General features: G+C 64.9%; 20 protein-coding genes. 12 read left to right on the top strand and 8 right to left on the bottom strand.

The annotated features are described in order from the left end of the window. The first annotated feature begins 226 nt into the window (after positions 1-226). From ACOMD9_RS15040 to ACOMD9_RS15000, 8 genes are all read left to right on the top strand, one after another. Positions 227-592: a hypothetical protein gene (locus ACOMD9_RS15040; RefSeq protein WP_421416406.1), complete on the top strand. Its 366-nt coding sequence runs from the start codon at positions 227-229 to the stop codon at positions 590-592. A gap of 79 nt (positions 593-671) precedes the next feature. Further along, a complete protein-coding gene (gene radC, locus ACOMD9_RS15035; protein ID WP_421416404.1) occupies positions 672-1,211 on the top strand; it encodes a RadC family protein in 540 nt (179 codons plus the stop codon). Positions 1,212-1,304: 93 nt separating this feature from the next. Further along, positions 1,305-1,895 (top strand): DUF3275 family protein, encoded by a 591-nt coding sequence (locus ACOMD9_RS15030; protein WP_421416401.1) that lies wholly within the window; start codon positions 1,305-1,307, stop codon positions 1,893-1,895. A gap of 82 nt (positions 1,896-1,977) precedes the next feature. Next, positions 1,978-2,571 (top strand): hypothetical protein, encoded by a 594-nt coding sequence (locus tag ACOMD9_RS15025; protein WP_421416399.1) that lies wholly within the window; start codon positions 1,978-1,980, stop codon positions 2,569-2,571. Between the two features lie 68 nt (positions 2,572-2,639). Further along, entirely contained in the window at positions 2,640-4,142 is a 1,503-nt protein-coding gene (locus ACOMD9_RS15020) for a DUF6094 domain-containing protein (RefSeq protein ID WP_465249813.1), read from the top strand. A gap of 94 nt (positions 4,143-4,236) precedes the next feature. Then, a complete protein-coding gene (locus tag ACOMD9_RS15010) occupies positions 4,237-6,501 on the top strand; it encodes an SNF2-related protein (protein ID WP_465249812.1) in 2,265 nt (754 codons plus the stop codon). A gap of 321 nt (positions 6,502-6,822) precedes the next feature. Continuing rightward, a complete protein-coding gene (mobH, locus tag ACOMD9_RS15005; protein WP_421416396.1) occupies positions 6,823-8,550 on the top strand; it encodes a MobH family relaxase in 1,728 nt (575 codons plus the stop codon). Continuing rightward, on the top strand, positions 8,547-9,488 hold the full coding sequence (locus ACOMD9_RS15000) for a tyrosine-type recombinase/integrase (RefSeq protein WP_421416394.1): 942 nt from the start codon (positions 8,547-8,549) through the stop codon (positions 9,486-9,488). Before mobH ends, ACOMD9_RS15000 begins: the two co-directional genes overlap by 4 nt. Positions 9,489-9,966: 478 nt before the next feature. Here ACOMD9_RS15000 and ACOMD9_RS14995 read toward each other — a convergent pair whose 3' ends face one another. Then, positions 9,967-10,206, bottom strand: coding sequence for a hypothetical protein (locus ACOMD9_RS14995; protein WP_421416391.1), 240 nt, complete (start codon positions 10,204-10,206; stop codon positions 9,967-9,969). 197 nt (positions 10,207-10,403) lie between these two features. On the opposite strand from ACOMD9_RS14995, the gene thpD reads away from it, so the two are divergent. Continuing rightward, on the top strand, positions 10,404-11,402 hold the full coding sequence (gene thpD / locus ACOMD9_RS14990; RefSeq protein ID WP_421416388.1) for an ectoine hydroxylase: 999 nt from the start codon (positions 10,404-10,406) through the stop codon (positions 11,400-11,402). A 104-nt stretch (positions 11,403-11,506) separates the two neighbouring features. After that, entirely contained in the window at positions 11,507-12,175 is a 669-nt protein-coding gene (locus ACOMD9_RS14985) for a fumarylacetoacetate hydrolase family protein (RefSeq protein ID WP_421416385.1), read from the top strand. Between the two features lie 78 nt (positions 12,176-12,253). On the opposite strand, the gene speA is transcribed toward ACOMD9_RS14985, so the two are convergent. From speA to ACOMD9_RS14970, 3 genes are all read right to left on the bottom strand, one after another. After that, positions 12,254-14,176 carry a biosynthetic arginine decarboxylase gene (gene speA, locus ACOMD9_RS14980; protein WP_421416382.1) on the bottom strand — a complete coding sequence of 641 codons (1,923 nt, stop codon included), beginning with the start codon at positions 14,174-14,176 and terminating at the stop codon, positions 12,254-12,256. Then, a complete protein-coding gene (locus tag ACOMD9_RS14975; protein WP_421416380.1) occupies positions 14,173-15,132 on the bottom strand; it encodes a homoserine kinase in 960 nt (319 codons plus the stop codon). Before ACOMD9_RS14975 ends, speA begins: the two co-directional genes overlap by 4 nt. Before the next feature lie 165 nt (positions 15,133-15,297). Continuing rightward, entirely contained in the window at positions 15,298-15,591 is a 294-nt protein-coding gene (locus ACOMD9_RS14970; RefSeq protein WP_421416378.1) for a DUF2782 domain-containing protein, read from the bottom strand. A 160-nt stretch (positions 15,592-15,751) separates the two neighbouring features. On the opposite strand from ACOMD9_RS14970, the gene polA reads away from it, so the two are divergent. Then, the gene (polA, locus tag ACOMD9_RS14965) at positions 15,752-18,511 is read left to right on the top strand and encodes a DNA polymerase I (protein ID WP_421416375.1); all 2,760 of its coding nucleotides are present in this window, start codon (positions 15,752-15,754) and stop codon (positions 18,509-18,511) included. Between the two features lie 145 nt (positions 18,512-18,656). Here the strand turns inward: polA and ACOMD9_RS14960 are convergent, their stop codons facing one another. After that, positions 18,657-19,682, bottom strand: coding sequence for a Fe(3+) ABC transporter substrate-binding protein (locus tag ACOMD9_RS14960; protein ID WP_421416450.1), 1,026 nt, complete (start codon positions 19,680-19,682; stop codon positions 18,657-18,659). A gap of 267 nt (positions 19,683-19,949) precedes the next feature. On the opposite strand from ACOMD9_RS14960, the gene ACOMD9_RS14955 reads away from it, so the two are divergent. Beyond that, positions 19,950-21,074, top strand: coding sequence for an ABC transporter ATP-binding protein (locus tag ACOMD9_RS14955; protein ID WP_421416447.1), 1,125 nt, complete (start codon positions 19,950-19,952; stop codon positions 21,072-21,074). Here ACOMD9_RS14955 and ACOMD9_RS14950 read toward each other — a convergent pair. The 3 genes from ACOMD9_RS14950 to ACOMD9_RS14940 form a co-directional block, all read right to left on the bottom strand. After that, the gene (locus ACOMD9_RS14950; RefSeq protein WP_421416374.1) at positions 20,988-22,673 is read right to left on the bottom strand and encodes an ABC transporter permease; all 1,686 of its coding nucleotides are present in this window, start codon (positions 22,671-22,673) and stop codon (positions 20,988-20,990) included. The genes ACOMD9_RS14955 and ACOMD9_RS14950 overlap by 87 nt on opposite strands. A 166-nt stretch (positions 22,674-22,839) precedes the next feature. Further along, a complete protein-coding gene (locus ACOMD9_RS14945; RefSeq protein WP_421416371.1) occupies positions 22,840-24,174 on the bottom strand; it encodes a TRAP transporter large permease in 1,335 nt (444 codons plus the stop codon). Next, positions 24,171-24,671 (bottom strand): TRAP transporter small permease subunit, encoded by a 501-nt coding sequence (locus ACOMD9_RS14940; protein ID WP_421416369.1) that lies wholly within the window; start codon positions 24,669-24,671, stop codon positions 24,171-24,173. The genes ACOMD9_RS14945 and ACOMD9_RS14940 overlap by 4 nt, the downstream gene beginning before the upstream one ends. Positions 24,672-24,733: the final 62 nt, after the last annotated feature.

Below are 24,733 nucleotides of genomic sequence, written 5' to 3'. Positions count from 1 at the left end.
CCTCGACCGGCACCAACCGAGGCACCCCGGCACCCAGGCGTTTTGAGGGTGCGCCGCTTGGCGGTACGCCACCACCCAAGGCCTCGCGCATCCCGAGACGAGGCCGCCCGCCCGGGCTGGATGCAGTACGTCTTCCTCGGCACTGACGTGCCATCACCCACCAGGGGATTCACATCCCCGGTGGGGTAGGTGTGTCCCCTGTGTGCATTACCACAGGAGATCCACCATGAAATCCTTCGATATGTCGTCTCTGGCTCGTGACTACGGTTTTGTGGACAAGGTCCGCATCAGCGAGCGGGTCATGGATGACTGCATGTATGTCGCGGAGCACCTGGTCTCGGACTATGGGGCCAGCCCCATCGAACGATTCCAGCTGCTGCTGCAGCGCGTGGCCAGCCAGCTGTCCGGGTACCCAGAGGGGACTCAGGCGGTGCGGCTGACCCACCATCGCATCCCGCCCAGCGGGAACCCCCACCAGCCTCTGGCTCTTGAGCTCGAGGCCATCGTCGTGCAAGACGACCGTCAGCACGGTGACTACCTGCTGGTGGCTCGGCACGACGAGCTGAACCACGCGCTGCTCGCCGCGGCGTAACCCTTCCTCACTACCCACCCCGACCGGGACCACGTTCCCGGAGGGGCGCGGTCTCGGTCATGTCCAGGAGGTACTGGTCATGACACTTTCCTCTGCAGCTGCCTGCCCGGCAGATTCTCGCTACTCCTCTCCGAATGTGCCTCAGCTGTTCGTACGCGACAGCGACGGCAATTACCTGGCGGCCCCCGATGATCATGTCATTGATGTGGCGCGGCAGGTGGTGGAGCGCTCCGTTTCCAAGGGCGTGAAGCTCAATTCACCGACCCGGGTGCGTGAGTTCCTGTGGCTCAAGCTGGCCGGCTACGACCACGAGGTGTTTGGTGCCATCTTCCTGGACAGCCAGCACCGCGTGATTGAGTTCAGCGAGCTGTTCCACGGCACCCTGGATTCGGCCTCCGTCTATCCGCGGGAGGTGGTCAAGGCGGCGCTGCACCATAACGCCGGCGCAGTGATCTTCACCCACAACCACCCGAGCGGAGAACCCGACCCGAGCGATGCGGACCGACGCATCACCCAACGCCTCCAGGAGGCACTGGGTCTGATCGAAGTTCGCGTGCTCGACCACATCGTGGTGGGCGGCTCGGACTCGGTCTCCTTCGCGGAGCGGGGCTATCTCTGACACCTCGGGCTCTTGCCCGTGACCTCTTGGACGGGTGCCGGCACGGCCGGCCCCGTCCGCTCTTTTTGCATCCTGTCGAACAGGAGTCTGGTGATGATCAAGATCCCCGGGCGGCTCACCGTCCGCACCATTCATGGGCGAAACGGCCCCTTCAACGTAGGCCGGCTGGAGGCCTCGATCGGCGAGTTCGTCATCAAGGACCCTCAGCTGGACCAGTTCAGCGAAGGGGTATTTGAGGGCGAGTTTCTGCTGCTCGAGATTCGTCCGGCGAGCTACTTCACCGGAGGCCGGCTGGTCGTGGAGGTGCGTGCCAAGGTTGGCGAGATGCTGCTGACCGAGGACGGCATTCTGGTGACTCAGCATGGCCCGCGCTTCGACTCCGCAGAGATGGATCCGCTGGAGGAGGAGCCTGCACCTGCGCCGCCAGAGCCGACGGCTCCGAATGTGCCATCGTCTCAGGGTGAAGCCGGCGAGGCGCCAAGGCCTCAAGCCCCGGATACCCACGCCGGTGGCCAGGAGGCCAATCCCGACGCCGAGCTCTTCGGCCTGCTCTGGCCTCTGGGGCAGAGCGTCAAGCTCGATTCCACCGTGGATCGGGCGCTGTTCCGCCGTCAGGTGAGTCGACTGAAGGAATTGGGCTACCGATTCCAGGCGCCGACCCAGACCTGGCAAGCCGCTGCCTGAGGCAGCCACTTCCCACCGGGGCATCTCGATGCCCTGGGCTCGGGATGTCCCCATCGCTCTTCGCTAACCGATGGAGGCCACCATGCCCGAGCTCTATACCCTCGATGAGTGCCTGGACCTATACGCCGATGCGTTCTGCATTGGCCGGCAGCGTGAGTGCCTGTTTCTCTCTCTGTGGGGGCGGGATACGGCGCTGCAGGAGCTGCTGGCCAGGCTGACGCTGCCAGCGGCAGACAATGGCCTGGATACCCTGCATCTCTGCCAGGGCGACACTCGCCACCCCATGGTCTTTGGCGACATGGACCGCTACTCCCGGCGCTCCGCCCGGCTGCGCCAGACGCGCTTCGGCACCCTGGTGCACGTGTGGCTCTTCGACCAGCGGTGCATTACGCCGGATTGCGCCAACCTGCACAGCATCGCCCTGCTCGACGACGAGGAGGGCGCCTGCCCGGTTGATGACCAGCTGTGGCCTCTTGTGCGGGAGCTCAGCCCGCTGCCCCTACTGGATCACTGGCAGGCGCCGGTGATGACGCTGTTGCATGCCCAGCAGGCGGTACTGCCGGCCTCGTTTTCGCAGGGGCCGATTCAGGCCTGGGAGATCTCTCTCGATGAGAGCGACCTGGCCCCGCGCCTCAGTGGCATGATCCGCGCCGGCGTGCTCACCCCCGAGCCCTGAGCGCTCGCTCCACCCTGGTGCGGCCATTCTGGCCGCGCCTACCATACCCAACCGACAGGAGATGTCGCATGGCACTGATGTTTCAGCGCATTGCGCGCAACTTTGCCAGGAATGGCTATTTCCCCACGGATGAGGCGTCGCTCGAGCGGGTGCTTCAGGCGCTGACCCCGGCAAGCGCCGGACGGATGCGAGTGCTCGATCCCTGTGCGGGGGAGGGTGCTGCCATCGCCGAGCTTGCCCACCACCTGGGGCGCGAGCACGTTCAGGCCTGCGGCGTGGAGTATCACGCCAAGCGGGCCGCCTCGATGCATAGCCTGGTGGACAGGAGCTTGCAGGGCGACCTGATGGACACGGTGATCTCGCCGCGCAGCATGGGCTGCCTGTGGCTCAACCCGCCCTATGGCGACCTGCTGGCCGACCACGCCGGCTATGAGCTCTACCAGGGCAAGGGGCGTCGGCGGCTGGAGAAGCTGTTCTACCAGCGCACCATTGGCACCCTGCAGGTCGGGGGCGTGATGGTGCTGATCGTCCCCGACTACACCCTGGACAAGGAGCTGACCGGCTGGCTGGTCAATCACTTCACCGAGCTGCGGGTCTTCCGCGCCGCCGTGGATGACTTCCAGCAGGTCGTGATCCTGGGCCGCCGGGTGCGACGCCGTGAGGCGGAGCGCCGTCAAGAGGCCAAGGCCATGCGCGCCCAGCTACTGCGTGTGGGGAGCAAGGAGGTCACGCCCGAGGTGATTCCGGAGGTGTGGCCCTTCGAGCCCTACGTGGTGCCGGCGGCTCAGGGCGAGCTATGCCACTTCTATCGCGTTTCGCTCGATGCCGAGCAGCTGGCCGATGAAGTCGTGCGACTGCAGGGGCTCTGGCCCGAGGCGGGCAGCGTGTTCGGGAAGACCGGCCTGGCGCCGCGTCCTCCGGTACGCCGACTCTCCTCCTGGCATCTGGCCCTGTCGCTGGCGGCCGGGGCGATCTCCGGCGTGGTGACCGCGCCCAACGGCCGCTGCCTGGTGGTCAAGGGCAACACCCACAAGAATAAGGTCGCCAAGACCGAGTTCACCGAGCGGGAGGACGGCTCCATCACCGAGACCCGTGTGCTCACCGACCGCTTCGTGCCGGTGATCCGCGCCTGGGAGATGACGCCGGACTCTCCTCACTGTGGGCAGCTGCTGACCATCACCTCGACCACGGCGGCCAACGATGGCGAGCCGGGGGCGGGTAGCCCAGAGGCAGACGCAGAGCCAGGCGATACGCCTGCACCGCTCAACCGGGTCGCCGAGCGTGCCGCGAGGCCAGATCCACGCCGCTTCGATCTGGGGCGCGTGGTGATGACCCGGGCCGTCAACGAGTTGGTGGAGCGGGGCGAGGTCTCGCCCATGGCGCTGCTCCGACGACACGTCACCGGCGACTGGGGTGACGTGCCCGAGGAGGACCGTCAGAGCAACGAGCAGGCCCTGATTCACGGTGACAGGCTGCTCTCGTCCTACCGGATCGGTGAGTCGCTCACGGTCTGGATCATCACCGAGGCGGATCGCAGCGCCACCACGCTGCTGCTGCCAGAGGACTACTGACCGGCGCCCCTAGGTGCCATTCCCCACGGCGGGCCTTTCCAGCCCGCCAGGGGAGGGGAGTGTCCGCCGTTTTCTTATGTACAAGGAGACGGAAATGAACGACATCACTCAGCTGCCGGCGCCGGCCGGCATGGCGCAGTCTGGCGAGGTCTTCGGGCCTCAGGTGGACCTCAACGCCTTTGTGGAGGAGTTTGGTGATGGCCTGCTGGCCTCGCTCAATCGCTCCCATCCCCCGGTCTATGACGGCGAGGCCAACCCTCGTCGCCAGGCCGTCATGGCGGCCCTCAAGCGGGCGCCTTTCCCCGAGCAGGCCGAGGTGGTCCAGGCCATCTCGGCGCTGCTGCTCGATCGGCACGAGCCGGCGGGCATCATCAACGCCGAGATGGGCACCGGCAAGACCATGATGGCCATCGCCACCGCGGCGGTCTGTCACGGTGAAGGCTATCGGCGCTTCCTGGTGATCGCGCCGCCCCACCTGGTCTACAAGTGGCGGCGGGAGATACTGGAGACCGTCGATCAGGCTAGGGTCTGGGTGCTGAACGGCCCGGATACCCTGGTCAAGCTGCTCAAGCTCCGTGAGGCCCTGGGCCAGCCGTCCGATGGGCGGCCGGAGTTCTTCATCCTGGGGCGTGTGCGTATGCGCATGGGCTTCCACTGGCGTCCCGCCGCGGCGCGCAAGCGCGTGCCTGGCGGCGAGCTGGCGGCCTGCCCCCAGTGTGGCGGCACGGTGGTCGATAGCGACAACGAGATGGTATCGCTGTCGCAGTTTCTCCGTGAGGAGCGGCGCCACAAGTGCCGGCACTGTCACAGCCCTCTCTGGACGCTGATGCGGCCTCAGCGGGCGACGGGCAGCCTGCAACGCGACCTGGTGCTCAAGGCGCTGCGCAAGCTGCCCACCATCGGCAAGGTCTCCTCGGAGCACCTGGTGCAGCAGTTTGGTGAGGAGTTCCTGGCTATGCTGCTGGGCGACAACATCCACGAGTTCATCAACCTCATGGATGAGAATGGGGAGCTGGTGTTCTCCGACCGGCAGGCGGCCCGCATGGAGCGCGCCATGGCGACGATGGAGTTCGGCTTCGGTGAGGGCGGCTATCAGCCGACCGAGTTCATCAAGCGGCAGCTGCCGGATCATACCTTCGACCTGCTGATCGTGGACGAAGGGCATGAGTACAAGAACGCCGGGTCGGCCCAGGGCCAGGCCATGGGCGTGCTGGCAGCCAAGGCGCGCAAGTCGTTGCTGCTGACCGGCACCCTGATGGGCGGCTACGCTGACGACCTGTTCCACCTGCTGTTCCGCATCCTCACGCCGAAGATGCTCGAGGACGGTTATCGCCCCAACGGGCGCGGATCGATGGGCCCTGCGGCCATGTCGTTCTTACGTGACCACGGGGTGCTGAAGGACATCTACACCGAGCGCGATGGCGACTCGCACAAGACAGCGCGAGGCAAGAAGCTGTCGGTGCGCACCGTCAAGGCCCCGGGCTTCGGCCCCAAGGGGATCATGCGCTACGTGCTGCCCTTCACCGTCTTCCTCAAGCTCAAAGACATCGGTGGCAATGTGCTGCCGCCCTACGATGAAGACTTCATCGAGGTGCCGATGGACGACGAGCAGGCCTTTGCCTACCGGCGGCTCGAGGGTCAACTGACCGCCGAGCTCAGACAGGCGCTGGCACGCAAGGACACTACCCTGCTGGGCGTGGTGCTCAATGCGCTGCTGGCCTGGCCGGACTGCTGCTTCCGACCGGAGACGGTCAAGCATCCGCGCTCGGGCAGCCTGCTGGCGTTCGTGAAGAGCCTCTATGGCGAGCAGCAGCCGATGCCCAAGGAGCGCAAGCTGGTGGCGATCTGCCGGCGAGAGAAGGCTGAAGGTCGCAAGGTGCTGGTCTACACGACCTACACCGGCAAGCGCGATACCAGCAGCCGACTCAAGGCGATGCTCACCCAGGCCGGCTTCAAGGTCGCGGTGCTGCGCTCCAGCGTGGAGACCCAGCGGCGCGAGGACTGGATTGCCGATCAGGTCGACCGCGGTGTCGACGTGCTGATCACCAATCCGGACCTGGTGAAGACCGGGCTCGACCTGCTTGACTTCCCCACCATCGTTTTCATGCAGACGGGCTGGAACGTCTACACCCTGCAGCAGGCCGCCCGCCGCTCCTGGCGGATCGGCCAGCGGCAGCCGGTGAAGGTGCTCTACCTCGGCTATGCCGGATCGTCACAGATCGCCTGCCTGTCGCTGATGGCCAGGAAGATCGCCGTGGCGCAGAGCACGTCGGGCGACGTGCCTGAGTCGGGTCTGGATGCCCTCAACACGGACGGCGACTCCGTGGAGATGGCCTTGGCTAGGCAGCTGGTCACCTGAGCGATACCTCAACCCATGCCCCCTCTTCGGAGGGGGCTTTTCTTCAAGCTCACCGAACTGGCACTTTCGCGACTCATACTTTAGTTGTAATACAAAAGCTTCATAAAAATAAGAAATATCTCATTTAACCGATAGTGATTTTTCCAGTGCAATGACTTTCCTGATAAGTAAAATCACTCGCGCTTGGGTTGCATCCCATAGCTATTGCACCAGGGCAAGGAGTGCCCTGGGGTAAAGCCTTCTCATCGCATTTAACGTTTCTTCTGGTGCCCGTCAGGGACTACCGCTGTGATGCATGGATTGCATCCAGAGGAGCGAAATTTGCTGATCCTCAATTTTCTACGCGGGCGCCGTGGCTCGACTGACGCTGGTAGCGTGCAGGGTGACACCGATTGGGAAACCCCGCGCACCGGTGCAGAACTACTGGCGACACCATATCGCCAGCAGCTACTCAAGGCGATCCAGGAAAGCACCTCGCTGACACCGCCCGTGTTCGAGGCTTATGTTAAGGAACCGGTGCAGCGATACGCTGAGCGGGTACAGCTGCTGCCGGCCTCGGAATCTCACCACCATAGCTACCCGGGTGGGATGCTGGACCATGGCCTCGAGACCTGCGTGTTTGGCCTGAGGCTGCGTCGACAGCACCTGTTACCGCCAAAGGAATCGCCCGAAAGGCAGTCCTCTACCGGGGAGCTGTGGAGCGTGGCGGTCATCTATGCCTGCCTGCTGCACGATATCGCCAAGGTCATCGTCGACGTCGATATTCACCTGAAATCTGGTCGCAGGTGGTGCCTGTGGGAAGGCGTGATTCCCGATGAGTATCGTTTTCGGTATGTCAAAGGGCGCGACTACTTCCTGCACTCTGCTACCAATCTTCTCTTGTGTAAGGAGGTGGTCGGCAACTCTGGTCTCGAGTGGTTAAGAAGCCAGCCGGATTTGTTTGGTTTGGTGATGTATGCCGTGAGCGGCCACTCCGAGCGATCCGGCGTGGTCGGAGAGATCGTCAGTCAGGCAGATAGAGCCAGTGTTGCCAAATCGTTGGGCGGAAAAGTCTCCAATATTGAAAAAGCACCCAGGGACTCCCTGCAGAGCAAACTGAAAGGTGCCATTCGCCACATTGTCAAAGAGAAAATCAGTCTTAATGAAAAGGGGGCGCAGGGGTTTGTCACCTCAGAGGCGCTGTGGCTGGTCACCCCTCTTGTACCGCGTGAGATAAAGAGCTACTTGCTTTCCCATGGCATCGAGGGCGTGCCATCCAACGAGACTCGCCTCTACGATGAAATGCAGTCCCATGGACTGATTATGGAAAACCAGGAGGGGCGCTCGGTATGGAAGTGCCGAGTTGAACTGAATGAATGGAGTGCTGAACTCTCCATGATAAAAGTCCATAAATCACTCGTTTGGAGTGGCGAGGAGGTTGCTGAAGAGTTTCCTGGCAGTATTCAGGCCCTTGAGGGTAACCAGGATCAGAAAGAAGAGCCTTCAACAACACCTCCAGACGAAGTTCCTGCACCGCAATCACACGAATCTGATGAGGCAAAGTGCCTACCGGATGATCTGGAAGCATCCATCCTCGCTATCGCGGGAGGGGACAAAGAGGAGCCACCGGCTCCAGGTGAAAAGTCAGAGGGGAAGGGCAGGAAAGAAGAAATGGGCCCCGAGGCGGGCTCACCAGGGGAGGCTTTCCTGGAGTGGATAAGGAGTGGGCTGAGCTCTCACAAGATATTGATGAATGACTCGAAGGCCCTGGTGCATGCAGTAGATGGAAAGCTGTTGGTTGTGAGTCCCAAGGTGTTCAAGCGCTACTGTCAGGAGGTGAGTGGAGAAGAGAAAGGTTGGAAAGTGGTTCAGGACTCATTCCAGAAGCTGAAGCGGCACAAGAAGAACAAGGATGGCGGAAGTTTTCACAAGGTAAAGGTGGTCGGTCCAAACAAGAAGTCGAGCACCCTTTCTGGGTATCTTGTGGCTAAGGATGACCTGATAGAGGAGGGTAAGGAGGTTTTTGATAACCCCTTTATTGACCTGATTGAAGGGAAACCCGAAGAATGAAAACATTTACCTTTGACGACTTATTGCAATCCTATTTTTCTGAGCGCTGGCTGACGGAACGAAGCAGAACTTCATATTTTGTTCCTGTAAAGCTTTTTCGACGGTTCGTTGGTCAGGATAAGCTTCCTGAGGAAGTGACTCGTGATGATGTCAGACAATGGAGGGACTTCTGCTTCTCTGAGACGGGGAGAAACCTTGCACATTCGAGCTGGAACAACTACTGCCGGCATAACAGAATCCTCTTCAAACATGCGATAGATCATGCCCTGATCCCTATCTCCTCGAATCCGTTTGCTAAAATGGAGGTGAGCTCCCCGAAGAAGCGGAAAAAGACCCTGAGCAAGCGCCAGGTTGAGATGGCCAGGGAAGCGATTGACCTGCACAAGAAGATAGAGTGCTACCGGAACACTCCATCGGTGCTGCATCCTGTCTGGTTCTGGGAGGTGGTGTTTGAAACGTTCTACCATACGGGCATTCGCCTCACCCAGCTACTGCTGATGAAGCCCGAGGATATCGACTTGAAAGGGCGAGTGCTTACCGCCACTTGGCAGGGGGCCAAGAACAATCGCGAGCACTTTGTTCCGATCTCCAATGCCCTTTATCCACACCTGGAGAACCTGGTGAATTCGGCTAAGATGGTGGGGGTCAAGCGTGGTGAGCAGATTTTCAACGTCAACCGATTCAGCGTTCGGCACCGAATGGAGATGATGGACTCCTGGCAGGTGGAGAGCTTCTATCAGAAGCTTTCCCAGATTTGCGGCTATCAGATGAGCCCGCACCGATTCCGTCATACGTTAGGCACTGAGCTGATGAAGGACCCAGACCGCAACCTGCACATCGTCAAGGCGCTGCTTGGCCACAGCAACATCAGCACGACGCTTGAGTACGTCGAGGTCGACATCGGCAGCTTGCGCAGCGCCCTCGAGGGGCGTGTTTAGGCTCAGCGGCGCTCGAGCGCAAATCTGACCATGACCCACCTGCGGTGCCAGGGGCTGGCTTTAATGCCCCGGCACCGCTTTTGCCGTCCTCATGGGGCTTTCCCCTCGGCTGCTGGCCCGCCTCCTACCATCGTCTGAATTAGACTGCCCTCATACAGGTTGACAGCTGGACCCCTGTGCTCTTCAATAGCTACTTGATGATGCCGTGTGATGCTGATGATGGAGCCTGCCCTCAGGCCGCCTCTGTAAGCATTCCACGAAGTTTTTTCCACGCAGTAACGTGTTGATTTTTTGATATTTTTTGGTGCTGTGACTTGTAATCAGTAGGTCCCGGGTTCGACTCCTGGTGCCGGCACCATCAAGACGTCGGGACAATCAACGAGTTGCAGCATAGAGAGGCCGCCCATCGAGGCGGCTTTTTCGTCTTCCGGCATCTTCCCGAACCGCTGCCATCGAGGGGGCGACGGTGATCGGTCGTCTATTCGGCCCCCAGGGCGGCGTATCCGGTTTCGGTGAGCTCGAGTTGCCGAGGGGCGTCATGGGACCGGTCGCGCTTCACCTCGATCAGCCCCCTGGCTTCCAGGTCGTCGATGTCATCCAGTACTTCCCGCAGCAGGCTGTCCTCGCCCGGGTGGCCGAAGGGGGAGGCCAGCACCCCGCCGTGCTGAAGGATGCGGGCGAGGAGTTCAAGCTGGTGGCCGTTCAGGTCGGCGCTCATGTCCGGCTCCTTGTCGTCGGTCAGGCCCACAGTATGGTGGAAGCGCGGCCGGGGAGTACATCCCTGCAGGCCTTGAAACCCTGTCGAAGCGTCACCACATCACCGAGCGCGGCTTTCTGCGGGAGCCCGACGCGGCTGTCCCGCCGTCGTAGCGAGTGCTAACTGAGACTGATCACGGATACACAGGAGGTGATTGGATGTCAGTGCAGACATCGTACAAGCAGGCGCCGAAACAGGCAGATTTCCACGTCATCGGCGACTCCCCCGAGCCGACCAGCCAGGTGAGGAGTGCGCCACGCCACGGGCAGGACTCCTATCCCACCCGACTCTCCGCACCGCTGGACATGCCCTGGCTCAGCCGCCGCGAGGCGGTGGTCAAGGGGCATGCCGAGGACGGCCCCCTGAGCCAGGCGCAGCTCGATGCGTTCGAGCGCCAGGGCTTCCTGTTCGAGCCCGGCTTCATCAGCGGCGACGAGCTCGCCGAGCTGCGTCGGGAGCTGAAGGCGTTGCTGGCCCGCGAGGACTTCCGCGGCCGTGACTTCAGCATCACCGAGCCGCAGGGCCGGGAGATCCGCTCGCTGTTCGCGGTGCACTTCCTCTCCCGGGTCTTCAAGCGGCTGGCCCACGACGAGCGGCTGATGGGGCGCGTCCGCCAGATCCTCGGCGGGGAGGCCTATGTGCACCAGTCGCGGATCAACTACAAGCCCGGCTTCGAGGGCAAGGGCTTCAACTGGCATTCGGATTTCGAGACCTGGCACGCCGAGGACGGCATGCCGGCCATGCATGCCGTGAGCGCCTCCATCGTGCTCACCGACAACCATCACTTCAACGGCCCGCTGATGCTGATCCCCGGCTCCCACAAGGTCTTCGTGCCTTGCCTGGGCGAGACACCGGATGACCATCACAAGCAGTCACTCAAGACCCAGGAGATCGGGGTGCCGAGCCGCGAGTCGCTGGCCAGGCTGGTCGAGCGTCATGGCATCGAGGCGCCCACCGGGGCCGCCGGCGGGCTGCTGCTGTTCGACTGCAACACCCTGCACGGCTCCAACGCCAACATGTCACCGGACCCGCGCAGCAACGTGTTCTTCGTCTACAATCGTCGCGACAACCGCTGCGTGGCGCCCTTTGCGGCACACCGCCGCCGGCCGGGCTTCCTGGCCCATGCGCCGGACGAGGAGTGGTCGCCGCAGGCCTGAGGCAATCTGTCCGGCCCCGAGAGTGGACCCGCGCCGCAGGTGGGGTAGACTGTGACGCCTGTCGCTGAGAAGCGGCACGCATAACGAGAAGGAGAAGACCCGCCATGCGCTTTGTTCCACGTTTTACCGATGGCCAGGAATTTCCCCATGCGCTGGGCAAGATCGTCTGCGTTGGCCGCAACTATGCCGATCATGCCAAGGAGCTGGACAACCCGGTGCCCAGCGAGCCGTTGCTGTTCATCAAGCCGGCAACCAGTGCGGTGGCCCTCGAGGAGCCGCTGGACGCCCCGTTTTCCCGGGGTGAGGTGCACTACGAGACCGAGCTGGCACTGCTGATCGGCGAGGAGCTCTCCCATGCCACCGTGGACGAAGCCGAGCGGGCGGTGGTCGGCATCGGGCTGGCGCTGGACCTGACCCTGCGCGACATCCAGACGCGCCTGAAGGAGAAGGGGCACCCCTGGGAGATCGCCAAGGCCTTCGATGGCGCCTGTCCGCTGTCGGCCTTCCTGCCGCTCACCCAGGTGCCCAACTGGAGCGCCCTGACCTTTTCCATGGAGATCGACGGGGAGCTGCGCCAGCATGGCGAGGGGGCGGACATGCTCTTCCCGGTGGCGACGCTGGTGGCGGAAATGAGCCGCCACTTCACCCTGCAGCCGGGCGACGTGGTGCTGACCGGGACCCCGGCCGGTGTGGGGCCGCTGCCTCGTGGCGCCGAGCTTCGCTTCACCCTGACCGGCGGCCTGGAGGTGACCACCCGCGTGGTCGATGATTGAGCAGGCGCGAGATGCATGGCAAGACGCCCCCATCGGCGAGGCCGTGGGGGCGTCTTCGTGCCGCCTTCGCGTGCCGACCTATTCCAGGTAGGTATAGCCCTCGAGCCCCGCGGAGAGGTCATCGAGGAAATGCTGCTGCTCGGTCTCGCTCAGGCCGCTGGCCGCGAGCTGCTCGGCCAGGCGGTCACGCAGGACCCGGGCATCGAAGTTCACGTAGCCCAGCACATCGGCGACCCGGTCTCCCTGCTGGATCTGGCTGATGGACCAGTCGCCGCTTGCGTCCAGGGCGGCGTCCACGGAGTCGGTATCGCCGAACAGGTTGTGCAGGTCGCCGAGGATCTCCTGGTAGGCGCCGACCATGAAGAAGCCCAGCAGCTTCTCCTCCCCCTCCTGCCACTCCGGCAACGGCAGGGTGGTTTCGACCCCCTGGCCATCCACGTAGCCATCGATGCGCCCGTCGCTGTCGCAGGTGATGTCCTGGACCACCCCGCGACGCTCCGGCTCGCGATCGAGGCCGGTCAGCGGCAGTACCGGGAAGATCTGCTGGATGCCCCAGACGTCGGGCACCGACTGGAACAGCGAGAAATTGACGAAGAGCTTGTCGGCGAGCTTCTCGGCCAGCTCGTCGGCGATCTCGCGATGGACGCGGTTGCGGGTGTCGAGCCGCTCGCGTAGCAGGGCACAGGCAGCGAAGTAGACGCCCTCGCCCTCGGCTCGCGCCTCGATGTCGGCCATGCCGATGACGAAGCGCTCGTGGAGTTCGCCCATGGCATGCACCAGGTCGTGCCAGGCCTCCACCAGCCCCCGGGGCTCGGGTGAGGCGCTCAGCAGGTCGTGAACCCGCCACAGCTCGTCCACCTGAGGATCACCCTCGACACGGCGCTCGGGGGGCTGGTCGCTGACTCGCTCCTCGCCGATCACGTTGGTGATCAGCACCGCGTGGTGGGCGGTGAGCGCACGGCCCGACTCGCTGATCAGGTGTGGCGGGGCCAGGTCCAGCTCCTGGCAGGCCTGGTTGAAGGCGTAGACCACGTTGCGGGCGTACTCCAGCATGGAGTAGTTGGCGGAGCAGAAGCTGCGCGACCGCGTGCCCTCGTAGTCGACGCCCAGGCCGCCGCCCACGTCCACGGTGTCCACGGGGGCGCCGAGTGTCACCAGGCTCTGGTAGAACCGGGCGCACTCGCGCAGGCCACGCTGGATATCCCGGATATTGGCGATCTGCGAGCCGAGGTGGAAGTGCACCAACTGCAGGCTGGCCAGGGCGTCGGCCGCACGCAGTTGCTCCACGACTTCGAGGATCTGGCTGGCGGTGAGGCCGAACTTGGACTTCTCGCCCCCGGTGTTCTGCCAGCGGCCGCGTCCCACCGAGGCCAGGCGCGCCCGCACCCCGATGCGCGGCTTGACGCCGATGCGCTCGGCCTCCTCGAGGATCAGCGGCAGCTCCGAGAGCTTCTCCACCACCAGGTAGACCCGGTGCCCCAGCTTCTCGCCCATCAGTGCGAGACGCACGTACTCGCGGTCCTTGTAGCCGTTGCAGACGATCAGCGAGGAGCCGTCGCCGGACAGCGCCAGCACCGCGAGCAGTTCCGGCTTGCTCCCGGCCTCGAGGCCCACCCGGCCGCGGCCACGCTCCTGGGTGGCGAGGATCTCTTCCACCACCCGGCGCTGCTGGTTGACCTTGATCGGGTAGACGGCGGTATAGCCGCCCTCGAAGGCCTCCTCCGCCATGGCCGTGTCGAAGGCGGCACACAGCTGTTCGACCCGGTCGTGGAGGATGTCCGTGAAGCGCACCAGTACCGGCAGGCGCAGGCCGGCACGCTTCAGCTCGGCGACCAGGTCGTCGAGGGGCAGGGCGGGGCCATCGGCCTCGCTACCCAGGGGCCGCACCAGGGCGTGGCCGGTATCGTCGACGTCGAAGTAGCCGCTGCCCCACTGGTCGATGTTCCAGGTGCGACGGGCGCGCAGCGCCGGGCCGCCGGTACTGCCGATGGCCCGGCTCATGCCTCCACCTCCGGAAACGGCAGGGGGCCATGCTCGAGGCGCGCCAGCAGGATGGTACGGAACTGCTCGGGGTCATGGGGGGTGAGGTCGTGGGCCGGCGGGTCCACATAGACCACCAGCAGTCGCGAAAGCCAGTAGCGCAGGGCGGTCATGCGCAGCATCATCGGCCAGGCGTCGCGCTCCATGGCCGTCAGCGGCCGGCGTGCCAGGTAGGCGCTCATGATGGCATCGTGGCGGTCGGCATCCAGCTTGCCGTCCGGCTCGGTGGCCCAGTCGTTGATGACGATGGCCAGGTCGAACAGCAGGTCGCCGGTGCAGCCGTTGTAGAAGTCGATGATGCCACCCAGGCGGTCGCCCTCGAACAGGGTGTTGTCGCGGAACAGGTCGCCGTGCAGGGCGCCCTGGGGGAGCTCGGGGGCGTCTCCGAAGAAGCCCTGATAGATCTCCACCTCGTCCTTCATCAGGGTCTGGTCTTCCGGTGACAGGTAGACCAGCACCTTGTGGTGCATGGGCAGCAGCCAGTGCAGGTCGCGCGGGTTGGGCCGGTGGCCGGGAAAATGCTGTGATACCAGGTGCATCCGGCCCAGGACATCGCCCAGGGCACGGCACTGGGCCAGGTTGGGGGCCCTGGGGTGCTTCCCGGGCATGCGCGGGAACAGCAGCGTCGGCTTGCCGGACAGGCTGTGCAGCGCCACGCCGTCGCGGTCATGCAGTGGACCGGGTACCGGAAGACGGTGCTCGTCCAGATAGTCGAGCAGTTCGACGAAGAACGGCAGCTCCTCGTGCTCGCCCTGCTCGAACAGGGTCAGCACCAGCTCGCGCCGGTCGGTGGTGACGAAGAAGGTGCTGTTCTCGGTGCCGGCGGCTACGCCTTCCAGGGAGACCAGCGAGCCGGCATCGAACTGTGCCAGGAAGTCCGCGACCTGGGTCTCGGTAAGCGGTGTGAATACGGCCATGTGTCTCTCACCCGGGTTGCCAAGCCGCCTATTGTAGCGACTTGGCAGTGTGATGCACGTGCCGGAATCTGCCGGTTTTGGCAGGGTGCGAGGCTTCTCCGGCGACAGCGTCCAATCTCCGACCTGTCCCCGGCACCTCGCGATGGCGCAGGACAGGGAGGGCAGTCAGAACGTCCGCAGGATCCACTGCGGCACGGCGATGCGGTCGCCCTCCTGACGCTCGAAGTTGCCGTCGCCGTCGTGGTCCACGAGGTAGTAGGAGGGGCCGCGGGTGGGGCGGATCTCGATGGCGTAGAGTTCGCCGTTGACCCGGTATTCGCGGATGGTGCGGTCCTCCTCCTGGCGGATGGTGATATCCGGCTCCACGTCGGTGGACGACTGGGCCATGGCCGTCGGGCCGACGAGTCCGAGAGAAAGGCCCAGCAGCAGGATGGGGAGGGAGTGTCGCAGTGGCTTCATGGTGACCTCCAGGACCGCTCATGGCAGGGGGGTGGCGATACCCCCAGTGTAAGACGTCGCCGATCCATCGCCTATCGCCCGCGGCAAAAGGATCGCGCAATGCGTATCATGGCTGATCAGGATCACGCTTTCCTTGCACAGACTCAATGGATGCCGATACATGGCCGATACGCCCATCGTTCTCGTCGACGGTTCTTCCTATCTCTACCGCGCCTTCCACGCCCTGCCGCCGCTGACCACCTCCAGTGGCCAGCCCACCGGTGCCATCAAGGGCGTGCTCAACATGCTCAAGCGGCTGATCAAGGACTACCCGGACAGCCCCATGGCGGTGGTCTTCGACGCCAAGGGCAAGACCTTCCGCGACGAGCTGTTCGAACAGTACAAGGCCCATCGCCCACCGATGCCCGACGACCTGCGCTCCCAGGTGGAACCCCTGCACGCCTGCGTGAAGGCACTGGGCCTGCCGCTGCTGTGCATCGAGGGGGTGGAGGCCGACGACGTCATCGGCACCCTGGCCCGCCAGGCCACCGAGGCCGGCCGTGACGCGGTGATCTCCACCGGCGACAAGGACATGGCCCAGCTGGTCAACGAACACATCACCCTCGTCAACACCATGAAGGACGAGACCCTGGATGTCGACGGCGTGAAGGAGAAGTTCGGCCTGCCGCCGGAGCTGATCATCGACTTCCTGGCGCTGATGGGCGACAAGGTCGACAACATTCCCGGGGTGCCCGGCGTGGGCGAGAAGACCGCGCTGGGTCTGCTGCAGGGGATGCAGGGCGGGCTGGAGACCCTCTACGCCGACCTGGAGAAGGTCAAGGAGCTCGGCTTCCGGGGCGCCAAGACGCTGCCGAAGAAGCTCGAGGAGCATCGCGACCAGGCGTTTCTCTCGTATCAATTGGCCACCATCAAGACCGATTGCGAGCTGCCCGTGGGCCTCGATGACCTGGCTATCGCCCACCCCGATCGCGAGGCCCTGCTCGAGCTCTACCGCGAGCTGGAGTTCAAGGCCTGGCTCTCGGAGCTGCTCGAGGGCCAGGACGAGGGTGTCGACGACATCGAGGGCGGCAAGCCCACTCCCGGCGCGGCAGGTGACACCGGCAGGGGTGCCGCGCGTGAGGATCGTGTCCTCCTCGAGCAGGGCGAGCTCGATGCCTGGCTCGGGCGCCTGAAGGAGGCCGATACCTTCTGTTTCGACCTGGAGACCACCAGCCTCGACTACATGGAGGCGGAGATCGTCGGCGTGGGCCTGGCGCTCGAGCCGGGCGAGGCGGCGTACATCCCGCTGGCCCATGATTACCTGGATGCCCCGGCTCAGCTCGATCGACAGGCCGTGCTCGAGGCCCTCGAGCCGCTGTGGCAGGACCCGGACAAGACCAAGGTCGGCCAGAACCTCAAGTACGACATCTCGGTGCTGGCCAACCACGACATCACCGTGGCCGGGCCCCTGGAGGACACGATGCTCGAGTCCTATGTGCTCGACTCCACGGCGACCCGCCACGACATGGATTCGCTGGCGCTGAAGTACCTGGGCGAGAAGACCATCTCCTTCGAGGAGATCGCCGGGAAGGGGACCAAGCAGCTCACCTTCAACCAGATCGCCCTGGAGCAGGCCGCCCCCTACGCCTGCGAGGACGTGGACATCACCCTGCGGCTGCATCGCGAGCTGCGCCCGCGCATCGAGGCCGAGGGCCGGCTCGCCGAGGTACTCGAGGAGATCGAGCTGCCGCTGATTCCGGTGCTCTCGCGCATGGAGCGCAGCGGGGTGGCGCTGGACCCCGAGCGGCTGCATGCCCAGAGCCGCGAACTCGAGACCCGCATCCGCGAGCTGGAGGCCCGCGCCCACGAGCTGGCCGGGCGCGAGTTCAACCTGGGCTCGCCCAAGCAGCTCGGCCAGATCCTCTTCGAGGAGCAGAAGATCCCGGTGATCAAGAAGACCCCCAAGGGGGCACCCTCCACCGCCGAGGCCGTGCTCGAGGAGCTGGCGCTGGACTACCCGCTGCCCAAGGTGATCATGGAGCACCGCGGCCTGGCCAAGCTCAAGTCCACCTACACCGACAAGCTGCCGCGGCTGGTGAACAAGGCCACCGGGCGGCTGCACACCAGCTACCATCAGGCGGTCACCGCCACCGGGCGGCTCTCCTCCAGCGACCCCAACCTGCAGAACATCCCGATCAGGACCGAGGAGGGGCGCAAGATCCGCCAGGCCTTCATCGCCCGGCCCGGCTACCGCATCGTCGCCGCCGACTACTCCCAGATCGAGCTGCGCATCATGGCGCACCTCTCCGGGGACAAGGGGCTGCTCGATGCCTTCGCCGAGGGCCGCGACATCCACGCCGCGACTGCCGCCGAGGTATTCGGCGTGCCGCTGGAGAAGGTCTCGAGCGACCAGCGACGCAGCGCCAAGGCGATCAACTTCGGCCTGATCTACGGCATGAGCGCCTGGGGCCTGGGCCGGCAGCTGCATATCGAGCGCAACCAGGCCCAGACCTACATCGACCGCTACTTCGACCGCTACCCGGGCGTGGCGCGCTACATGGAGCGCATCCGCGCCCAGGCCGCCGACGACGGCTATGTGGAGACCGTGTTCGGCCGACGCCTCTACCTGCCGGAGATTCACTCCCAGAATCGCGCCCGCCGCCAGGGGGCCGAACGCACGGCGATCAACGCCCCCATGCAGGGTACCGCGGCGGACATCATCAAGCGGGCGATGATCGACGTCGACGCCTGGCTTGCCGGCGAGGCCTTCGATGCGGTGATGGTGATGCAGGTCCACGACGAGCTGGTCTTCGAGGTGCGCGACAAGCAGGTCGATGCCTTCATCGAGCAGGTGAAGGGGCGCATGCAGGCCGCCGCGGAGCTCAGCGTGCCGCTGATCGTCGAGGCCGAGAGCGGGGCAAACTGGGACGAGGCCCACTAGGCGAAGGGCGAGCTGCTACTGTGCCTCGGCGCCCCCACCTATCTTCGCTCGTGACGCAGCTCCCACCTTCGCCAACCATAGAGTTGAACAAAAAACGCCACCGCGGCTGCGGTGGCGTTTCGGGGTGGGGCGGGGGCCGGAAGGCTCAGCGCCAGCCGGCGCGATCGAAGATGCGAATCGCTTCGGGGTTGTTCTCGCCCAGGATGCTGATGTTGAGGTCGTCCTTCTTGAAGTCGCCCCAGGACTCCAGCACCGGGTTCTTCTTCACGCCCTCGACCGCCGGGAACTCGTAGTTGCCGTTGGCAAAGATCTCCTGGGCGGTATCGGAGGCCAGGAACTCCAGGAAGCGTACGGCGTTGTCGCGGTTCGGCGCGCCCGCGACCACGCCGGCCCCGCCGACGTTGATGTGGGTGCCACGATCGTCCTGGTTGGGGAAGATCACGCCGACCCGCCGGGCGGCCTCACGATCGGCCTCGCTGTCCGAGTGCAGCAGGCGAACATAGTAGTAGTGGTTGGCCAGCGCGAGGTCACACTCGCCGCTGGCAACGCCCCGGATCTGGTCGGTGTCGCCGCCTTCGGGGTCGCGTGCCAGGTTGTTGACCACGCCCTGGGCCCAGGCTTCGGCTCCCTCGGCCCCGTGGTGCTCGATCAGGGATGCCATCAGGGACTGGTTGTAGATATTGTTGGAGGAGCGGATGCAGACCCGGCCCTCGAGCTCGGGATCGGACAGGTTCTCGTAGCTGGCGACCCGGCTCGGATCGAAGTCCTCGCGATCATAGAATATGACCCGTGCCCGCTGGCTGAAGCCGAACCACAGCCCCTCCGGGTGGCGCATGGACGACGGCAGGCGCTCGTCGAGCACGGCTGACTCGACGCCCTGGAAGATACCGTCCTGCTCGGCGCGCCAGAGGTTGCCGGCGTCCACGGTGATCATCACGTCGGCAGGGCTGGCCACGCCCTCGCGCTTGATACGCTCGATCAGCTGGGCGGAGTCGCCTTCCAGGAGGTTGACCTCGATGCCGGTCTCCTCGGTGAAGGCCTGATAGAGCGTCTCGTCGGAGTCGTAGTGGCGTGCCGAATAGACATTGAGCGAATCGGCGGTTGCCCCAGTGGCGAAGGCGGAGCTGGCCAGGGCAACGGCCAGCGGGGCGGCAAAACGAACAGGCTTCATCATCGGGACCTCGTGTGCCTCGGGAATAAGAATGATAATGCGTTGCATTAACTCGTGGCCATTGAACCCTCTCCCCCGAGAGCCGTCAAGCCCGGGGGCGCCGGATTCTTGCGCTGGCGCAGGGAACGATCGAAATGCGAGTCTCTTTCAAACGCATTAACACTTGGGATCGGTTATGATAGGGCCATGTTGTCCGGCACGATGTCGAGAACGCCCATGAAGCACAATCTCATGCAAGCCTCCGGGACCCGTGAACTGGCGCTGTCGATGGCAGGGATCCACCATGCCTTCGGCAAGCGCGACGTGGTCAAGGGAGTCGACCTGGAAGTGGCCCCGGGCGAGGTAGTCTGCCTGCTGGGGCCGTCCGGCTGCGGCAAGACCACCCTGCTGCGGATCGCGGCCGGCCTGGAGTCCCTGCAGCACGGGCAAGTGGTCCTGGACGGGCAGGCGGTGGCTCGGCCTGGCAGGAGCACCCTGCCCCCCGAGAAACGCAGCGTCGGCCTGGCCTTCCAGGACTCGGCACTGTTTCCCCACCTTTCGGTGCTGGAGAACGTCACCTTCGGCCTCAAGCGCCTGCCCGGCCGCGAGCGACGCCGTCGGGCCCTGGTGCTGCTCGAGCAGTTGGGCATGGCGGCCCACGCCGAGAGCTATCCGCACATGCTGTCGGGCGGTCAGCAGCAGCGCGTGGCCCTGGCCCGGGCGCTGGCGCCGGAGCCGCAGCTGATGCTGCTCGACGAGCCCTTCTCCAGCCTCGATGCGCGCCTTCGCGACCAGATCCGTGACGACACCCTGCACGTGCTGAAGAAGGTGGGTGCCGCCACGCTGCTGGTGACACACGATCCGGAAGAAGCGATGTTCATGGCCGACCGGATCGCGCTGATGTGCGATGGCCGAATCATCCAGATGGGCACGCCACGCGAGCTCTACTGCACCCCCAATGACCCCTTCGTGGTGTCGTTCTTCGGCGAGGTCAATGAGCTCTCGGGTGTGGTTCGTGACGGCATCGTCAGGACGCCGGTGGGCAAGGTCGAGGCCGGCTGGCTGGCCGATGGCTGCGAGGCGAGGGTGATGGTGCGCCCGGAAGCCCTGCAGGTCTCGGCGCTGGATGCGCCGCAGGAGTCACACCAGTACAGTCATGTCGTCATGGCCAAGCTGCTGGGGCGCAGCAGCCTGCTGCACATCTGCGCCCATGGGGCCGACGGTGAAGAGGCGCACGTCCACGCCCGCATGCCCGGCGTCTTCCTGCCCGCCGAGGGGCAGCCGGTGACGTTGCGGCTGGACCCCTCCCAGGTATTCGTCTTTCCCTCACTTGCCGCTGCCGGGACGCGAGCGCCGCATGGCCAGGCTGAGCAGGATCACCGGGATTATGCCTACGGCGACGATGGCCAGTGAGGCCGTGGAGGCCTCGGCGAGCCTCTCGTCGGCCGCCAGGCTGTGAGCCCTCACCGCCAGGGTGTCGAAGTTGAAGGGGCGCAGGATGATGGTGGCCGGCAGCTCCTTCATCACGTCCACGAACACCAGGATACAGGCCGCCAGCAGGCTGCCCCGCATGATCGGGGTATGCACGCGCCTGAGCGTGCCGGTGGCCGTCTGCCCCAGGGTACGCGCGGCGGCATCCATGCTCGGCGTGACCTTGCCCAGGCTTGCCTCCACGGCGTTGAACGACACGGCCAGGAAGCGGACAACGTAGGCGTAGATCAGGATGAACGCCGAGCCGCTGAAGATCAGGCCGATGACCTCGCCGCGATGCTCCAGTAGCCAGGTATTGATGGCATTGTCGAGCCAGGCGAAGGGGATCAGGATGCCTACCGCCACCACCGAGCCCGGAATCGCATAGCCCATCGCCGAGATGCGGGCGGCGGTGCTGGTCAATCGCGTGTCGTTGAGGCGCACCCCGTAGCTCAGGACGACGGCCAGGGCCACCGCGACCAGCGAGGCGACGGTGGCCAGCACCAGGCTGTTGCGGGCGTACCCGACAAAGCGTGTACCGAACAGGGCGTCGCCCTGCTCGATCGCCAGCTGGGTGAGGATGCCGCTGGGAATCAGGAACCCCCCCAGGATCGGCAGCAGGCAGGCCAGGAAGGCGCCCACTGCTCGCCAGCCTCCCAGGCGGAACTCGGGCAGCTGCTGATAACGGCTGGAGGTGTGGAAGTAGCGCCGCTTGCCTCGCGACCAGCGCTCCAGCAGCACCAGGGCGATGACGAAGGCCAGCAGGCAGGCCGCCAGCTGGGCGGCGGCGACCTGCTCCCCGAGCCCGAACCAGGTGCGATAGATGCCGGTGGTGAAGGTGTCCACGCCGAAGTACTGGACCGCGCCGAACTCGTTGAGCGTCTCCATCAGGACCAGCGACACGCCGCCGATCAGCGCCGGCCGTGCCAGGGGAATCGCCACGCTGCCGAACAGCCGCCAGGGGCCCCGCCCCAGTGAACGGCCCACGTCGAGCATGCAGACCGACTGCTCCATGAAGGAGGCACGGGCCAGCAGATAGACGTAGGGATAGAGCACCAGGGTGATCAGCGTCGCGGCGCCGCCCAGGGAGCGGATGGCGGGGAACCAGTAGTCGCCGTGGCTCCAGCCGAAGAGCTCGCGCAACCCGCTCTGCAGCGGGCCGGAGAACTGCAGGAAGTCGGTGTAGGCATAGGCGATCACATAGGTGGGCACGGCCAGCGGCAGCAGCAGGGCCCACTCGAACAGCCGGCGCCCGGGGAAGCGACACATCACCACCAGCCAGGCGGTGCCGGTCCCGATCACCAGGGTCCCGATCCCCACCGTGATGACCAGGAAAAGGGTGTTGGCCAGGTAGCGCGGCAGGACGGTGCTGGCCAGGTGCTGCCAGACGCCCTCGGTGGGCATGACGATGTGCGCCATGATGGAGAGGATCGGCAGCGCCACGATCAGGGCGATCCCGAGCAGGAGTATCGTCCAGGGGGTCAGGTGGGGGATCAGCCGGCGCTTCGTGGCGGGCAGGCCGCCACTGCTGGATCTAGACAAGCGGGTGACTCCTTGCAGAGCAGTTGCAAATGAGTTGCGTTGACGGTGGGGAATAGTATCAGGTGCGTCGTTCGGCTGCAGCCGCGTTCGGCTGACGGGCGTCAATACGAGAGCACCCGCCATGCAGGCATGGCGGGCGCTCTGTCGTGCGGGTGAGGGGTGCGGCTCAGTAGCCGAGCAGCATCGAGGGCAGGCCGGTGATCAGCGCCGGGAAGAAGGCCATCAGCAGGCAGGCCAGCACGATCAGCGCCACGAACGGGATCACCGCCTTGTAGAGGTCGACGATCTCGACCCCCTTGGGTGCCACCCCCTTCAGGTAGAAGAGCGCATAGCCGAACGGCGGGGTCAGGAAGGAGGTCTGCAGGACCACCGCCACCATCACCACGAACCACAGCACGTCGATACCCATCTCCTGGACGATCGGCAGCATGATCGGGAAGCTCAGCAGCACGATGCCGGTCCAGTCCAGGAACATCCCCAGGATGAAGACCAGGAACAGCATCAGGATCAGCGCGCCGGTGGTGCCGCCGGGCATGGCCAGCACCAGCTCGCTGATCACCGTCATGCCGCCGCCGCGGGAGAACACCCCGGTGAAGGCGGTGGCGCCGACCAGCACCAGCATCACCATGGTGGTGGTCTTGCTGGCCTCGAGCAGGGTGCGGTAGCAGGTCCGGGGCTTGCGGTCGCCGAAGATCAGGAACAGCAGGAAGGCGATGGTGACGCCGATGGCCGAGGCCTCGGTGGCGGTGGCGATGCCGGTGAACAGCGCGCCGAGCACGCCGAGGATCAGCGACATGGGCGGCAGCACGTACTTGGCCAGCATGACCAGCAGCTCGCCGGTGCTGGTCTCGGCGCGCTCCTCGACGGGCACCCGCGGGCCGTAGCTCGGCTTGACCAGGCAGATCACCAGCACGTAGAGGGCGTACATGGCGCCCAGCATCAGCCCCGGCACCAGGGCGCCGGCGAACAGCGCACCCACCGAGACCGGCGAGTAGCTGGCCATCAGGATCAGCATGATGCTCGGCGGGATCAGGATGCCCAGGCAGCCGCTGGCCATGATCACCCCGGTGCTGAGCTCCTTGTTGTAGCCGTACTTGAGCATCGGGGCGAGCGCGATCATGCCCATCACCGCGATCGAGGCGCCGACGATGCCGGTGGTGGCGGCGAGCAGCACCGAGACGATGACCACGGTGAGGGCCAGGCCGCCGCGCAGCCGCGCCAGCAGCAGGCGCATCGCCTCGAACATCTTCTCGGTGACCCCCGAGTCGTTGAGGAAGCGCGCCATCAGGATGAACAGCGGGATGGCCACCAGTACGTAGTTGTCCATGGCATTGCCATAGATGTTGTTGATGATGGTGCCGAGCACGCGCTCGCCGGGGCCCAGCCAGGCGCCGATGACGGCCACGCCGCCCAGCACGAAGGCCAGCGGGTGGCCCATGAACAGGCCGACCAGCAGGCTGGCGAACATGAACAGGGTGAGCATTTCCGGACTCAGGTTCATGCCGTTTCCTCCCGCAGTTGCTGGATGGCGCGGATGACGATGGCGATGGCCTGGAGCAGGATGGCCACGGCGGCGATGACGATCACGGCCTTCACCGGGTAGACGGGGATGGAGACCATGCCGTAGGTGGTCTCGCCACGGCTGAAGGAGCGCATGAAGAAGCTCCAGCCGAAGGTGAGCAGCATCCAGATGAAGGGGACGAAGAAGATCAGGTAGCCCAGTATCTCGAGGAGGGCCTGCCGGCGGCGCGAGAGCAGGCGCTTGAGCACGTCGACCTCGACATGGGCGTGGTGGCGCAGGCCGTAGGCGGCCAGCAGCATGAAGTGGGCGCCGAACAGCATCTTGGTGACATCGAAGGCCCAGTCGCTGGGGCGCCCGAAGAGGAAGCGCATGCCGATGTCATAGATCACGATCAGGGTGATCACGGCGATCAGGGGGGCGAGCAGGCGACCGAAGCCCTCGTTGAGCGTGTCGATCGCCTTGGCAATGGCATTCATTGTCCGGATTCCCGAGAGGTTGAGAGGATGCACAACGCAACGGTGGTTGACGGCGAGCCAGC

Origin of the sequence: Halomonas terrestris, assembly GCF_049166755.1 — a bacterium.
In the GTDB taxonomy this organism is placed as follows: Bacteria; Pseudomonadota; Gammaproteobacteria; order Pseudomonadales; family Halomonadaceae; genus Halomonas.
Note: the sequence above shows the minus strand (reverse complement) of the source record. Positions and strands in the feature narration are given on the sequence as shown.

What these genes read in the sequence shown, in the direction of transcription:
- ACOMD9_RS15040 (WP_421416406.1), top strand. Translation starts at nt 227, where the DNA reads ATGAAATCCTTCGATATGTCGTCTCTGGCTCGTGACTACGGTTTTGTG.
- radC (WP_421416404.1), top strand. Translation starts at nt 672, where the DNA reads ATGACACTTTCCTCTGCAGCTGCCTGCCCGGCAGATTCTCGCTACTCC.
- ACOMD9_RS15030 (WP_421416401.1), top strand. Translation starts at nt 1,305, where the DNA reads ATGATCAAGATCCCCGGGCGGCTCACCGTCCGCACCATTCATGGGCGA.
- ACOMD9_RS15025 (WP_421416399.1), top strand. Translation starts at nt 1,978, where the DNA reads ATGCCCGAGCTCTATACCCTCGATGAGTGCCTGGACCTATACGCCGAT.
- ACOMD9_RS15020 (WP_465249813.1), top strand. Translation starts at nt 2,640, where the DNA reads ATGGCACTGATGTTTCAGCGCATTGCGCGCAACTTTGCCAGGAATGGC.
- ACOMD9_RS15010 (WP_465249812.1), top strand. Translation starts at nt 4,237, where the DNA reads ATGAACGACATCACTCAGCTGCCGGCGCCGGCCGGCATGGCGCAGTCT.
- ACOMD9_RS15000 (WP_421416394.1), top strand. Translation starts at nt 8,547, where the DNA reads ATGAAAACATTTACCTTTGACGACTTATTGCAATCCTATTTTTCTGAG.
- ACOMD9_RS14995 (WP_421416391.1), bottom strand. Translation starts at nt 10,206, where the DNA reads ATGAGCGCCGACCTGAACGGCCACCAGCTTGAACTCCTCGCCCGCATC.
- thpD (WP_421416388.1), top strand. Translation starts at nt 10,404, where the DNA reads ATGTCAGTGCAGACATCGTACAAGCAGGCGCCGAAACAGGCAGATTTC.
- ACOMD9_RS14985 (WP_421416385.1), top strand. Translation starts at nt 11,507, where the DNA reads ATGCGCTTTGTTCCACGTTTTACCGATGGCCAGGAATTTCCCCATGCG.
- speA (WP_421416382.1), bottom strand. Translation starts at nt 14,176, where the DNA reads ATGAGCCGGGCCATCGGCAGTACCGGCGGCCCGGCGCTGCGCGCCCGT.
- ACOMD9_RS14975 (WP_421416380.1), bottom strand. Translation starts at nt 15,132, where the DNA reads ATGGCCGTATTCACACCGCTTACCGAGACCCAGGTCGCGGACTTCCTG.
- ACOMD9_RS14970 (WP_421416378.1), bottom strand. Translation starts at nt 15,591, where the DNA reads ATGAAGCCACTGCGACACTCCCTCCCCATCCTGCTGCTGGGCCTTTCT.
- polA (WP_421416375.1), top strand. Translation starts at nt 15,752, where the DNA reads ATGGCCGATACGCCCATCGTTCTCGTCGACGGTTCTTCCTATCTCTAC.
- ACOMD9_RS14960 (WP_421416450.1), bottom strand. Translation starts at nt 19,682, where the DNA reads ATGAAGCCTGTTCGTTTTGCCGCCCCGCTGGCCGTTGCCCTGGCCAGC.
- ACOMD9_RS14955 (WP_421416447.1), top strand. Translation starts at nt 19,950, where the DNA reads ATGGCAGGGATCCACCATGCCTTCGGCAAGCGCGACGTGGTCAAGGGA.
- ACOMD9_RS14945 (WP_421416371.1), bottom strand. Translation starts at nt 24,174, where the DNA reads ATGAACCTGAGTCCGGAAATGCTCACCCTGTTCATGTTCGCCAGCCTG.
- ACOMD9_RS14940 (WP_421416369.1), bottom strand. Translation starts at nt 24,671, where the DNA reads ATGAATGCCATTGCCAAGGCGATCGACACGCTCAACGAGGGCTTCGGT.